This window comes from Dysgonomonas termitidis, assembly GCF_042654545.1.
Lineage (GTDB): Bacteria > Bacteroidota > Bacteroidia > Bacteroidales > Dysgonomonadaceae > Dysgonomonas > Dysgonomonas termitidis.
In genome coordinates this window covers 1-12,655 of record NZ_JBHSGN010000169.1, presented here as the reverse complement: position 1 = coordinate 12,655, position 12,655 = coordinate 1, and the positions used below count along the sequence as shown (strand labels likewise).

The 12,655-nt window shown below is 41.4% G+C and carries 8 protein-coding genes and 1 tRNA gene; 6 read left to right on the top strand and 3 right to left on the bottom strand.

All coding sequences use genetic code 11. From position 1 onward, the window contains the following. On the bottom strand, positions 1–3,186 hold the full coding sequence (locus ACFO6W_RS25335) for a SusC/RagA family TonB-linked outer membrane protein (RefSeq protein ID WP_380001784.1): 3,186 nt from the start codon (positions 3,184–3,186) through the stop codon (positions 1–3). 489 nt (positions 3,187–3,675) lie between these two features. Between ACFO6W_RS25335 and ACFO6W_RS25330 the strand changes: the two genes are divergently transcribed. The 3 genes from ACFO6W_RS25330 to ACFO6W_RS25320 all read left to right on the top strand — a co-directional run bounded on the left by ACFO6W_RS25330 (position 3,676) and on the right by ACFO6W_RS25320 (position 7,530). Continuing rightward, on the top strand, positions 3,676–3,936 hold the full coding sequence (locus ACFO6W_RS25330) for an outer membrane protein assembly factor BamD (RefSeq protein ID WP_380001782.1): 261 nt from the start codon (positions 3,676–3,678) through the stop codon (positions 3,934–3,936). Positions 3,937–4,047: 111 nt separating this feature from the next. Then, entirely contained in the window at positions 4,048–5,742 is a 1,695-nt protein-coding gene (locus tag ACFO6W_RS25325; protein ID WP_380001780.1) for a glutamine--tRNA ligase/YqeY domain fusion protein, read from the top strand. A 372-nt stretch (positions 5,743–6,114) separates the two neighbouring features. After that, positions 6,115–7,530, top strand: coding sequence for a tetratricopeptide repeat protein (locus ACFO6W_RS25320; protein WP_380001778.1), 1,416 nt, complete (start codon positions 6,115–6,117; stop codon positions 7,528–7,530). On the opposite strand, the gene ACFO6W_RS25315 is transcribed toward ACFO6W_RS25320, so the two are convergent. Then, positions 7,520–8,731: an MFS transporter gene (locus tag ACFO6W_RS25315; RefSeq protein ID WP_380001776.1), complete on the bottom strand. Its 1,212-nt coding sequence runs from the start codon at positions 8,729–8,731 to the stop codon at positions 7,520–7,522. The genes ACFO6W_RS25320 and ACFO6W_RS25315 overlap by 11 nt on opposite strands. Before the next feature lie 650 nt (positions 8,732–9,381). On the opposite strand from ACFO6W_RS25315, the gene thiL reads away from it, so the two are divergent. The 3 genes from thiL to ACFO6W_RS25300 all read left to right on the top strand — a co-directional run bounded on the left by thiL (position 9,382) and on the right by ACFO6W_RS25300 (position 12,145). Further along, the gene (gene thiL / locus ACFO6W_RS25310; protein WP_380001774.1) at positions 9,382–10,419 is read left to right on the top strand and encodes a thiamine-phosphate kinase; all 1,038 of its coding nucleotides are present in this window, start codon (positions 9,382–9,384) and stop codon (positions 10,417–10,419) included. Between the two features lie 195 nt (positions 10,420–10,614). Then, a tRNA-Phe gene (locus ACFO6W_RS25305) sits at positions 10,615–10,687 on the top strand. A 237-nt stretch (positions 10,688–10,924) separates the two neighbouring features. Beyond that, positions 10,925–12,145 carry a site-specific integrase gene (locus tag ACFO6W_RS25300; protein WP_380001773.1) on the top strand — a complete coding sequence of 407 codons (1,221 nt, stop codon included), beginning with the start codon at positions 10,925–10,927 and terminating at the stop codon, positions 12,143–12,145. Positions 12,146–12,211: 66 nt separating this feature from the next. Here ACFO6W_RS25300 and ACFO6W_RS25295 read toward each other — a convergent pair whose 3' ends face one another. After that, positions 12,212–12,427 (bottom strand): helix-turn-helix domain-containing protein, encoded by a 216-nt coding sequence (locus tag ACFO6W_RS25295; RefSeq protein ID WP_380001771.1) that lies wholly within the window; start codon positions 12,425–12,427, stop codon positions 12,212–12,214. Positions 12,428–12,655 lie beyond the last annotated feature (228 nt).

Here is a 12,655-nt window from a genome sequence, read left to right as displayed (position 1 = left end):
TTAGAATGTCAATTGCGCCCCTATTAGTATTCTTCTGAGCATAGGATAATATCCGTTAACTAATCTCGCGGCAGAACCACCGTCACTGGCTTCGGGATCGGCAAGCGGATAATTGGGAGCCCATGTGAAAATATTATTTCCGCGCAGGAATATTTTCATATTGTCTATTCCCATGCTCTTTACTACTTTTTTGGGAATAGAATATCCTATGTTCACTGTTTTCAAGCGTATATAGCTGCCATCGTAAAGGTTTGTACTCCTGACGGCCCCATCACCAATATTGTTATGTGTCCTGTTAGCATCGAAGTGATAAGCATTGTATTGAGCGTTCCGGTTATCAGGGCTCCAGGCATCTCTCTCATAATCAAATACATGGTTCGACAACCGGTGCAGAGGCCATGAATAGGCATCGATAACAACTTTAGATACATGGCTGACACCCTGGAACAGAAAGTCGAATTCAAAGTTCTTATACTGGAAACCTCCACTCAAGCTGTAGTTATAAAGCGGATAAAGAGTCGAATACCCCATAGGTACCTGATCCTGTTCGTCAATTTTCCCGTCGCCGTTAAAATCGACCCACTGGGAATCCCCCAGTCCCATAATTCCCGAGCCATACCGCAAACTGTTCATCTGCTGGTCTGCATTTTGTATCATACCTACAGAAACATAGCCCATTTGCTGGAAAATCCTGTTTCCGGCCTGCTTCTGGTATTCCGGCTTATACATTGGCTCGTCACGTTCTATTATCCGGTTGTCACTGAAACTCATACCCGGTTTTAACCAATAATGGAACCCTGAAGACAATTCGTGCTGGAACTTAAGTTCCATCTCGTAGCCTTTTGTCTCCGTTTCCCCCAGGTTTTGCTGTTTCATACCTACTCCGAACCAGGCAGGGACAGACATCCTGTCCAATAATATCTGATCCCTGTTCTCTTTATAAAAATCGAGCGTAAGGGTAAACATATTATTGGGCAAAAATGCCATTTCTATTCCGATATCTTTTTTTATGGCTCTTTCCCATGTAGCATCGATATTAGCCGCATTTTCTTCAATCACCGAAGTAATTGTCGGCCCGGTTTCGCCAGCGGTTCCCGGTCTGAACTTATTCCCTGTGTTTCCGTTTACATAGGACGAAACATATAACCAGCGGGACGAACTGTTGTCGCTACCCACTTCTCCATACGAAGCCCTGATCTTAGCCCTGCTCACGATAGAAGAGACCGGTTTGAAAAACTTTTCATGGTGCAGATTCCAACCAACGGCGAATGATGGGAAAAGACCATATCTTTTATGCGGAGCAAACTGTTCCGAACCATTATAGGCAAGGTTGGCCTCGAACAGGTAGCGGTTATTGAAGTCATACGTTATACGTCCTGTAACTCCTTGCTCGTAAGTAGGGAATTGGATGTTGGTCTGGGTTTTCCTTCTTTGTCCCAAAAATAAGGCTGTAATATCATGCTTTCCGAATTTTTGTGCATAATTCAATGCCGCTTCGAAATACCATGACCGGAAAGGGAGCTTGTCGGCATATATACCTTCACTTTCGCTGGTTACCGGAGACTGGGGAGATTCCCCGTCAAGTTTTCCGTCGCGTCCTCTATAACGGGCCCAGGCTAGATCAGCATTTAGTTTGTAACTGACGGCATCGTATGAATATGCTTTCGAATAGGTTGTATTATTGTTGTAAGCCGCTTTACCCGTAAAACTTAATCCTTCGGTTATAAAATCCAGCTTTTGGCTTAACTTCAGCGTAACGTTCAGGTCGGTTGTCTTCAGTTGTCTGCTTCCGCTATAGTTATTCGCAATATTAGGATTCTCTGAATTGGGGAGTCCTGTGGATGCCAATCTATCGCCTACTTCTTCGGGGCGGCGGTTATCCGGATACATATTCAGTGCCTCGGCCGGATAATACGGCGGTATATCCATCGGCCCCAACATGAATATAGGGCGGTAGAGCCGTTGAATGTTTGTTTCATACGGCGAGTTACGTATTCCTATATATCCGCCTGCATCCAGCGACAGCAGTGTTGTCCTGGTAATATCTGTATCGATATTGAACCTGTAATTGTAGCGGTTGTATTTAAATCTGGGATCGTATGTCGGTTGCTTCTTGGTCTTTATAATATCACCCTCATTGGTATATGATACCGAAGCAAATACTCTTGCATATTCGGTTCCGCCGGCTATGTTGACATTATATTTCTGGGAAAAGGCAACATCTTTTATCATTTCCTCCTGCCAATTGGTATTCGGATATAAATAGGGCATATCCTGTATCCTGTAATGTTCCAGTACCTCATTGGAAAGGATGGAGCCCCAGTTATTGTCATTCTTAAAGGCTTCATTCATCACAAGGCCTGTAATGTAGCTATTTTCGGGCGCTATCATCCCGATGGGCTGCTTCATGGTGAATTCCAGCGTGGCGTTGACTTTAATTTCGCCCTTTGTTCCCCGTTTTGTGGTAATCAATATTACTCCGTTCGCACCGCGTACCCCGAATACGGCTGTGGCAGAAGCATCTTTCAGAACCGAAATAGATTCGACTTCGTTCGGGTCTATGTCATTAAAGCTGCGTTCTACTCCATCTACCATTACCAAAGGGTCATTCCCTACCCATGAGGAAACTCCGCGGATGTATATTTTGGATGCGTCCGCACCCGGTTGTCCTGATGATTGTACAGTGCTGATACCTGGGATTTGTCCGGCAAGCGCATTAGCTAATGATGTGGTAGAGGCTTTTGCAAGGTCATCTCCTTTTACCTGGCTGATAGCAGCGACGGAGCTTTCTTTTTTCTGAACTCCGTATCCGACAACTACTACTTCGTCCAGAGCGGAAGATAATTCCTGCATGGTAACATTAACTATTTGTTTATCAGATATGTCTATCACCTCCTCTGCAAAGCCTATATATTTGAAAGTAAGACTTTTGCGGCCAGAAGGAACTGATATTCTATATCTTCCGTCTGCATCTGTTATCGTTGCCGTTTGTGTACCTGATACTATTACGGAAACACCGGGTAGTTCCAAGCCTTGATTATCGAGCACGATACCTGTAATAATACGAGAACTTGCCTTTTCCTGACCGGCCAATGTCAATGGGGTTAATAACATGGTGACGAGAATACAGGAAAAAGACACGTAAAAAACAAATAGACCTTTTTTATTCTTGTGTTTTTTCTTCATAGTGAAATTTATAAAAGTGTTACATACTTAGATTAACAGAATAAATAATTGTTATTCCCATAATTTCAGATTTTGATGGTTTAATAAGAATGTTTCGTCATAATATTAGATAATAAAATATGTTAATATTTAAGGTTTCGATATCACCTGATATAAAAGCTGATTATGTGCAGGATCTGTTCATACTGTTTGGATTGAGTTTAACGGTTAATGTGTTTTTCAGAAATTTAATAATACAAAACAATTATTTTAATAGATAAACCAATAGCATCAATGTTCTTTTTATAAACATTATTGTTCATTGTTTATAATTCTTGTACAATAGTGTGTATTTCGTGAACATGTTTGCAAATACCGGTGAAATTGGACGTTTATACCAAATATTGTTCATTTTCCCTTCATCCTGGTGGAAAGTCTAAAAAACTTACTGTTTATTACTTCTAACTTATTACTAAAGAATTATCTTTGTACCCTAATTAAAATTTTTATATGAAACTTGCATTTTTACTTACTTTTATCTCTTTCATTATTTTATTCACTGCATGTTCCTCTGTGGATAGCGACGCCAAAAAGGCGGCTCAGCTGAATAAAGAATCGATAGGATATGTAAAAGAAGGTGACCTCGAGGAAGCCGAAAGAGCATATAAAGAAGCACAGGAGATTTTATCCCGCTATAAAGGGACGGAGAAATATGAAGAGTTCCAGTCCGCATATAACACATATATGCAGGGTGAAACTTCAAATAACTGATAATAAAAAAGAAACTAACGTAAGGTCGCAGACCTGTTTATTAAAGAAACAAGAACAAATTATAATTCGATAGCATATCATTAGATTCTATCCATTACTTATTTTAACCGTATGTCTGAGAATATATTAAATGCAGAAGAGCCGAAAAAGAGCCTCAACTTTATAGAGGCAGCAGTGGTAAACGACCTGGCAACAGGTAAAAACGATGGCCGTGTCCAGACCCGTTTCCCGCCCGAACCGAACGGTTATCTGCATATTGGTCATGCAAAAGCTATCTGTATAGATTTCGGCATTGCAAAAGAATACGGGGGTATTTGCAACCTCCGTTTCGACGATACCAATCCGGTGAAGGAAGACGTGGAGTATGTGGATTCCATTATGGAAGATATTAAATGGCTGGGTTACGACTGGCCGAATGTTTATTATGCATCCGACTATTTTGGTAAATTATGGGATTTTGCCGTTCAGCTGATAAAAGAAGGCAAAGCTTACATTGACGAGCAGCCGGCGGAAGAAATTGCCAGGCAGAAAGGTACTCCGACACAACCGGGGGTAAACAGCCCCTATCGCGGCCGTCCTATCGAAGAAAGCCTCGACCTTTTTCATAAAATGAATGAAGGAGTGTTCGAAGAAGGTAGCATGGTGCTTCGCGCGAAAATAGATATGGCATCGCCGAACATGCACTTCCGCGACCCTATCATATACCGTATCATCAAACATCCGCACCACCGTACGGGAACTACCTGGCAGGCCTATCCGATGTACGATTTCGCTCATGGACAGTGTGACTACTTCGAAGGGGTGACTCACTCTATCTGTACGCTTGAGTTTGAAGTACACCGCCCGCTATACGATTGGTTTATCGATCAGCTTGCTACGGATAATTACCGCCCGCATCAATACGAGTTCAACAAGCTGCAGTTTACCTATACTATCCTGAGCAAGCGTAATCTGAGGCGTATGGTAGAAGAAAAAATACTTTCGGGCTGGGATGACCCGCGTATGCCCACTCTTGTCGGATTTCGCCGCAGGGGATATACGCCCGAGTCTATTCACAATCTGATAGACCGTATAGGCTATACCAAATACGATGGGGTAAATGATATAAGCCTGCTGGAATATGCTGTACGTGAAGACCTGAATAAAAAATCGACCCGCGTATCGGCTGTGCTCGACCCTGTGAAACTGGTTATAACTAACTATCCTGAAGGACAGACCGAGGTAATGGAAGCTCAAAACAATCCGGAAGATGAAACCGCAGGAAGCCATAATATACTCTTCTCCCGTGAATTATTTATCGAAAGGGACGATTTTATGGAAGATGCTCCTAAGAAATATTTCCGCCTGACTCCGGGTAATGAGGTCCGCCTGAAAAATGCATATATAATAAAATGCACAGGCTGTAAAAAGGATGAGGATGGAAATGTAACGGAGGTATATGCCGAATACGATCCCCAGACCAGGAGCGGTATGCCTGAAAGCGGCCGCAAGGTGAAAGGTACTATCCACTGGGTCTCTACGGAAGATTGTTTCGATGCTGAAGTCCGCCTTTACGACCGTTTGTTCATAGTAGAGAATCCGGCCGACGACGGAAGGGATCTGACAGAACTGCTGAACCCCGATTCGCTTCGTGTTCTTACAGGCTGTAAAATGGAATCGTATCTGAAAGACGCCAAGGCAGGAGACAAATTCCAGTTCCAGCGTACAGGTTATTTCTGCGTAGATAAGGATACTACCGATAATAATATGGTGTTTAACCGTACGGTATCGCTTAAGGATTCGTGGGCAAAAACAAAAGATAAATAACAATCTTTATCTGTATTATTAGCCGATGGCCTTTAGCCTACAGTTCTTTGACAGATTTGAAGGGACTTAAAAATTTAATGTTTAAGAATATAAAGATTGGGAAAAAGTAATGAAAAATATAACCTTTGTTACCTTTTTTAAGAGTTACAAGTTTGCCTCGCCTTCGCTTCGGCGAATGTTATTTCTGCGCCCTGCGGGCAGTTACGAGTTACAAGTAAACATGATACGAGTAAACAAGATACGAGATACAAGATACAAGTTGTTAACTGATGACTGCTGACTGTTAACTGTAAAGTCGCTTTGCGTCATTGGCATATTTGCACATTGAATTCTGTTACTTTTGTAACCTTTTTAAGATTAAAACAACACCGAATGCCGGACAAAGATATATCATCACTTGTAAAACGATATCAACAGGCCCACGAATCGGGAAAGAATCCCTATTTTGACGCAGACGAATTCAGCGATCTGGCCGAATACTTCGATTCGATAGACGAACTGGACACAGCCCGCGAAATAATAGATGCCGGGCTGGCTATTCATCCGGGCAATACACCTTTACTTATAAAAAAGGCGAAACTGGCTGTTTATGACAGTGAATATGAGCTGGCGCTGGAGCTTCTGGATTCTTCATCGGAATATGACTTCGACCTTTATCTGTTAAAGATTGAATGCTATCTGCAACTTGAACAGTATCAGGATGCCTTTAAGCTGTCGGAGGAGCTGCTCGAAAAAGAAGAAGACGAACCCTTGGATAATGTGCTTGCCGAACTCGGGTTTCTCCATGTGGAAGCCGATTGCTTCAAAGAAGCGGTATTGTATCTTCAGGAAAGTCTGAAGTACAACCCCGAAAATATAGAAGTATTGTCGGATCTGGCTTATGCCCATGAGATGCTGGGAGACTTCGACGCTGCCATAGATACTACAAACAAGATACTCGATATAGAACCATATACTTATGAAGCATGGGTAAATCTGGGTAAACTGTATTCATTGAAGGAGCAGTTCGAAAAGGCTATCGATGCTTTCGATTTTGCCCTTACAATCAATGATGCGGACAGTAATGTGCTGAAACTGAAAGCCCATTGTTTATCATTGGCAGATAGGACAGGGGAGGCGATCGAAATATTCAACGACCTGTTGCTGGCCGATCCGGAGGATACTTCCATCCATTTCCTGCTTGCAGAATGTTATGAGTCTCTTGAAATGTATGATGAAGCGTTGTCCTGCTTGCAGAAATATGAAGATATAGAGGGTGAGACCTCCGAACTGTTGTCCAAACAGGCCTATCTTTATCTGGGAAAAGGAGACTATAAGAAAGCTTTAGCTATAGTTGAAAAGGGATTGCTGGATAATCCTTATTCGCTCGACCTGAATATGATTGCCGGAGAGATTGAGTTTCAGCGTGAGGAGTATAAGGAAGCCGAACTTTATTATCTGAGCATTTATTCCCAGAATAAGGAAAATTTCCAGTTACTGGACAGGCTGGCGATGGTGTACATAAAGGAAGAAGATTATCAGCAGGCGGCTTTCTATACAGAAAAACTACTCGAACTCGATCCTAACAATCTGGCGGTGAAGCAACGCTTGGCCTTACTCTACTTCGAACTGGGGGATGAAGTGGAATTCAATGTGTTATTAGACCAGTTTACGGACAAGGAATTACTATCGTTATTCGAACTTATATATACCCCTCAGTCGTCGGCTTATTTCGACCGTGATATGTTGCTCGCTTATCTGAATAAGGCGAGGGAAGCCCGCACTTTGTTTAAGAACCTCAGGTATTAGAAGCTGTTTCCGTTTTCTTTGTATTTGGTAAAAAGGCAGCTACCAATCCTATCAGCGGCAGGTATGCGCAAATATCGTACACATGCTGTATGCTCGTTTCGTCAGCTACTTTACCCAGTATGGCAGATGCTACACCCGCGATGCCGAATGCCAGGCCGAAGAACAGTCCGCCTATCAGGCCTACTTTGCCCGGAACCAGTTCCTGGGCATATACCAAAATGGCAGAGAAAGCCGAGGATAATATCAATCCGATGAAGATACTCAATATACATGTCCACATAAGCCCTGCATGCGGCATAATAAGGGCGAACGGCGCAGTGCCCAGGATCGATGCCCATATTACATATTTCCGTCCGATGCGGTCGCCTACAGGTCCTCCTATGATTGTGCCCAACGCCACGGCAAACAGGAATGCAAACAGGTATAGCTGTGCATCGTGTACCGAGACACTGAATTTGTCTATCAGGTAGAACATATAATAGCTGCTGAGGCTTGCCATATATACATATTTGGAAAAGATAAGTATAAGCAGTATAGAGATGGCAAAGGCTACCTTCCGGGCCGAATAGCCGGAAGTTTTTTCTGGTATGCTTCCATCCGCTTTTGGTGCGGATTTCAGCCTGTACAGGTTGGCTTTGTACCATTTGCTGATAACAAGCATTATCCAGATAGAAACAAGCGCAATGATTGATAACCAGCCAATATTCCGTTGTCCGTATGGGGTTATTATCCATAGTGCCAGTAAAGGACCTACCGAAGATCCGAAATTTCCTCCTACCTGAAACAGCGATTGTGCCAGCCCGTGCTTTCCTCCCGAAGCCATATAGGCAAGCCGTGAAGCCTCCGGATGGAATATGGAAGAACCCAGCCCTGTAAGGAATACGGCTATAAGTACATGTATAAAATCGTTGGCAAGCGACAAGGACAATATTCCTATCATAGTAAATGTCATACCGATGGGCAGGGAATAGGGCTGTGGCTTCTTATCTGTAATGAGGCCAACAACAGGCTGAAACAAAGATGATGATAACTGAAATACTAATGTTATCAGTCCTATCTGCGTGAAGTTGAGCAGCAGCGAATCTTTCAGCAATGGATAAACTGCTGAAATGATGGACTGGAGCATATCATTGAGCATATGGCATACCGCCAAAAGCGAAAGGATGGTAAAAGCCGTTCCGGTCTGGGTAGTTGTTTTCATTGCAAGCCGAATTGAAGAGCATAAATTAAGCCGCCAAAGGTAAGATTAATATTTAGAGCCTGTTTAAATTTTCCATGAATATTTTTCTATGAGTATCTTTTCAGTTTTTCTTCGTTTGTTTTTAGCCTCTTTTTGTCTGATTTATCCTTTTGAGAAATAGTATAGATACTTGCTAAGATTTAAACATTGATAATATACTGAAAATTTTATCTATATAGTCAGAGCCGAAAGTATTTGGCTTATAGTTCTTTGACAGATTTGGAAGGATTTAAAAATTTAATGTTTAAGAATTTAAAGATTGATTAGAAAAAGTAATGAAAAGTGTAACCTTTGTTACCTTTTAACGAGTAGTAAGTATTGAGTAGTAAGCATAAAGGAGTTCTAATTGTTCACTGATGACTCTTTACTGTTAACTGATATATCTGTTACCTTTGTTACTTTTTAACATTATACAGATAATCAACGAAAGAATATGAGAAGCAGAAATAAAGAAATGATGACACTGAAGCTCGCTGGAAAGACACGCAGATACACCGGGAGAAATTAGGTTTACAAGAAAGGATTGTTAACTGCTAACTGTTTACTTATTTTCTGTTACCTTTGTTACTTTTTATATATTTACCTTTGTATCTTATTCAAAATCTGAAGGAATGAAACGGACAGAAATAGCAAGTCTGGGTGAATTCGGCCTTATCGATCACCTGACAAAAAATATAACACTTAGGAATACCAGCTCTGAGAAAGGGGTAGGGGATGACGCCGCGGTTTTATCTTATGGTAATAAAAAAACATTGGTAACTACTGATCTCTTACTCGAAGGTATCCATTTCGACCTGATGTATGTGCCGTTAAAGCATCTGGGATACAAGTCGGCCGTTGTCAATTTTTCTGATATTTATGCTATGAATGGCCAGCCTAAACAGATTACGGTTTCGTTGGGACTATCGAAACGTTTTTCGGTAGAAGATCTGGAAATATTCTACGAAGGGCTTAGTTTAGCATGTGAAGAATATGGCGTAGACTTGGTAGGGGGTGATACGTCAGCCTCACTTACAGGTCTGGCTATCAGTATTACCTGTATCGGTGAGGGAGAAGAAGGTAAAATCTCTTATCGGAATGGAGCGAAGGAGACGGATTTGGTTTGTGTTTCGGGTGACCTGGGAGCGGCTTTCATGGGGCTTCAGTTACTGGAGCGTGAAAAAGCTGTATATGGAGGAGAGAAAGATTTCCAACCCGATTTTACAGGTAAAGAATACTTGCTGGAGCGCCAGTTGAAACCGGAAGCGCGGAAAGATATTGTAAAATTTCTGGCAGAAGAAGGCATTGTACCCACATCGATGATTGATATATCGGATGGCTTGTCTTCCGAGTTGAGGCATATATGCAAGCAAAGTAAGGTTGGATGCCATATTTATGAAGAACGTGTTCCGATAGATTATCAGACGGCCATGATGGCAGAGCAATTTAATATGAATGTGACAACGGTTGCCCTGAATGGAGGGGAGGATTACGAACTGTTGTTTACTGTGCCTCTTTATCTGCACGATAAGGTCTCGAAAATAAAAGGGATTCATATCATCGGGCATATAACTAAAGAAGGTCTAGGCCTTGTAATGGAAACCCGTGATGGAACTGAGATAGAGCTTAAAGCTCAGGGCTGGGACTCGATAGGGGAAGAAGAGAAGTAATACTTCCGTAAAATATGGTAGGAACTGTTACTTTTCATACGCTAGGCTCCTGTGATGTAAAGTCTTCATAATAAATATACTAAATTAATATTGTCTTTGCTTTGATTCTTAATATTAAAATATTTTATACGATATTTTTGGTAAATGTAAAATATATTCTATCTTTGCACACGCAAACGCAAAGCTACAAAGATTGGTGCCATAGCTCAGTTGGTAGAGCAAAGGACTGAAAATCCTTGTGTCCCCGGTTCGATTCCTGGTGGCACCACTTTTAAAAGACTTAAAATTTGGTAAATCCCTGAAATTTAGACGTTTCAGGGATTTTTATTTTATACCAATCCCCACTTTTCGGCAATATTAGGCAATTCCGCAGGGCTAAATCGTGGTCATTTTTTGATTACGAAAAATTGACCACGAATGGTATTGTAAGTCACTGATTGTCTTATCGTTTAATGCTCTCTGTTTTGCATGGTTCAAGTATCTTTAAACCATTAATTTTCAGAGTATGAAACAGACATTTAATGTGCTTTTCTTTGTGAGAAGAACAAAGTTGAAAAAATCTGGTGATACGCCAATCATGCTGCGCATCACTATTGAAGGGCAATTAGTTGAATTACAACTCAAACGGGATGTAAAACCAAATCTTTGGAATCAGAACAAAGAACGATGCATAGGCAAAGATGCCATATCGTTAGAAATTAATCGTTATCTGCAATCGGTAAAACTCCGCTTGTTTGAAATCCATCGGAAGATGGAGGAAGACGACAAACTAATCAACCCAATGGAGATAAGGCGGAAGTTTCTCGGACTGGATGAAGAACACAAAATGTTCTTTCAGGTATTTCAAGAACATAATGACAAATGCAGAGAGTTGATCGGCAAAGATTATGCAAAAGTGACGGTTTCCCGCTTCGATACTTGCTTGAAGTATTTTCGGGAAATGAGCCAAGCTCAATATCAGCGGAAAGATATTCCATTAAAGGAAGTCTCCAACGGCATGATTCATGATTACATTCATTTCCTGAAAGCCGAAAAGGGATTACAAGAGAATACGGTCATCCGTTACATGAAGGTAGTAAAGAAAGTACTAAACATTGCGGTAAACTATGACTGGATACAAAAGAATCCGTTCGGCAATATCCGTTTCCACGAAAAAGAGGTAAACAAAGAATTTCTAACTAAAGAAGAACTGGAAACACTTCGTACGAAAGAATTTGAAATACCACGATTAGAACTGGTACGGGATGTGTTTTTAGTACAGTGTTGGACTGGACTTGCCTTCATAGATGTGTCCCAACTAAAAGAAGAACATATCATTGCCGATAATGAAGGAAACTTATGGATACGAAAGGAAAGGCATAAAACCGGAATTATGTGCAACGTGCCATTGCTCGATGTACCATTAGAAATTATTGAAAAGTACAAAGGCCACCCACTTAGCCAGAAGAGAGGTATTTTACTACCCGTATTAAGCAATCAAAAATGTAACGCTTACTTGAAGGAAATTGCTGATTGCTGTGGAATTAAAAAGAATCTCTCGACTCACACCGGCCGACATACGTTCTGTTCCGTGGTTACGCTGGCTAATAATGTTTCGTTGGAAAACATAGCGAAAATGGTCGGGCACACGAATACCCGAATGACGCAACGTTATGCGAAAGTATTAGACCAGAGTATTTGGCGGGATATGGAGAAAGTTAGAAGCAGCTTTGCTATTGAGGAATAAAAAGGAAAAACGGCTGAATTATTCATTTTGAATGTTCAGCCGTTTTAGACAACCAATAAGCAATATTTACAAAGAACTGTTATAAGCCGGACGAAGGCGTTCTTCTAAGACGTTCTTAATGTCGGACTCACGAAACAGAACCTTTCCCGGTAACTGAATAAATGGCAAAATTCCGTTACTTCGGTAATCCTGTAGCGTGCGCCGACTAATTTTGAGGATAGAACAAAGTTCTTCACTTGTCAGGTAACGCTCTCCGTCGAATAGAGGCTTATGTGTTTTCAAAACATGCTCAATGTAAGGTAAAGCATCGCTTAGTGCCTGCAATAGTTCTTGGCTATCTTGATTGGTATATAGTTGCATAGAAATATTATTTAGAATTGATGTTACTTTGTTCCAGCAGAAGTTTTACTTCGGATATTCGATAATAGATTTTCTTCCCAATGTTAGAGAATGGAAAATCCAGTGAGCGTTGCCCCCTCGTGCCAAATCTAAATTGACCCCTGAAAAAAC

Bases quoted from the DNA above. Each gene is read 5' to 3' on its own strand.
- ACFO6W_RS25335 (WP_380001784.1), bottom strand. From the start codon at position 3,186: ATGAAGAAAAAACACAAGAATAAAAAAGGTCTATTTGTTTTTTACGTG.
- ACFO6W_RS25330 (WP_380001782.1), top strand. From the start codon at position 3,676: ATGAAACTTGCATTTTTACTTACTTTTATCTCTTTCATTATTTTATTC.
- ACFO6W_RS25325 (WP_380001780.1), top strand. From the start codon at position 4,048: ATGTCTGAGAATATATTAAATGCAGAAGAGCCGAAAAAGAGCCTCAAC.
- ACFO6W_RS25320 (WP_380001778.1), top strand. From the start codon at position 6,115: ATGCCGGACAAAGATATATCATCACTTGTAAAACGATATCAACAGGCC.
- ACFO6W_RS25315 (WP_380001776.1), bottom strand. From the start codon at position 8,731: ATGAAAACAACTACCCAGACCGGAACGGCTTTTACCATCCTTTCGCTT.
- thiL (WP_380001774.1), top strand. From the start codon at position 9,382: ATGAAACGGACAGAAATAGCAAGTCTGGGTGAATTCGGCCTTATCGAT.
- ACFO6W_RS25300 (WP_380001773.1), top strand. From the start codon at position 10,925: ATGAAACAGACATTTAATGTGCTTTTCTTTGTGAGAAGAACAAAGTTG.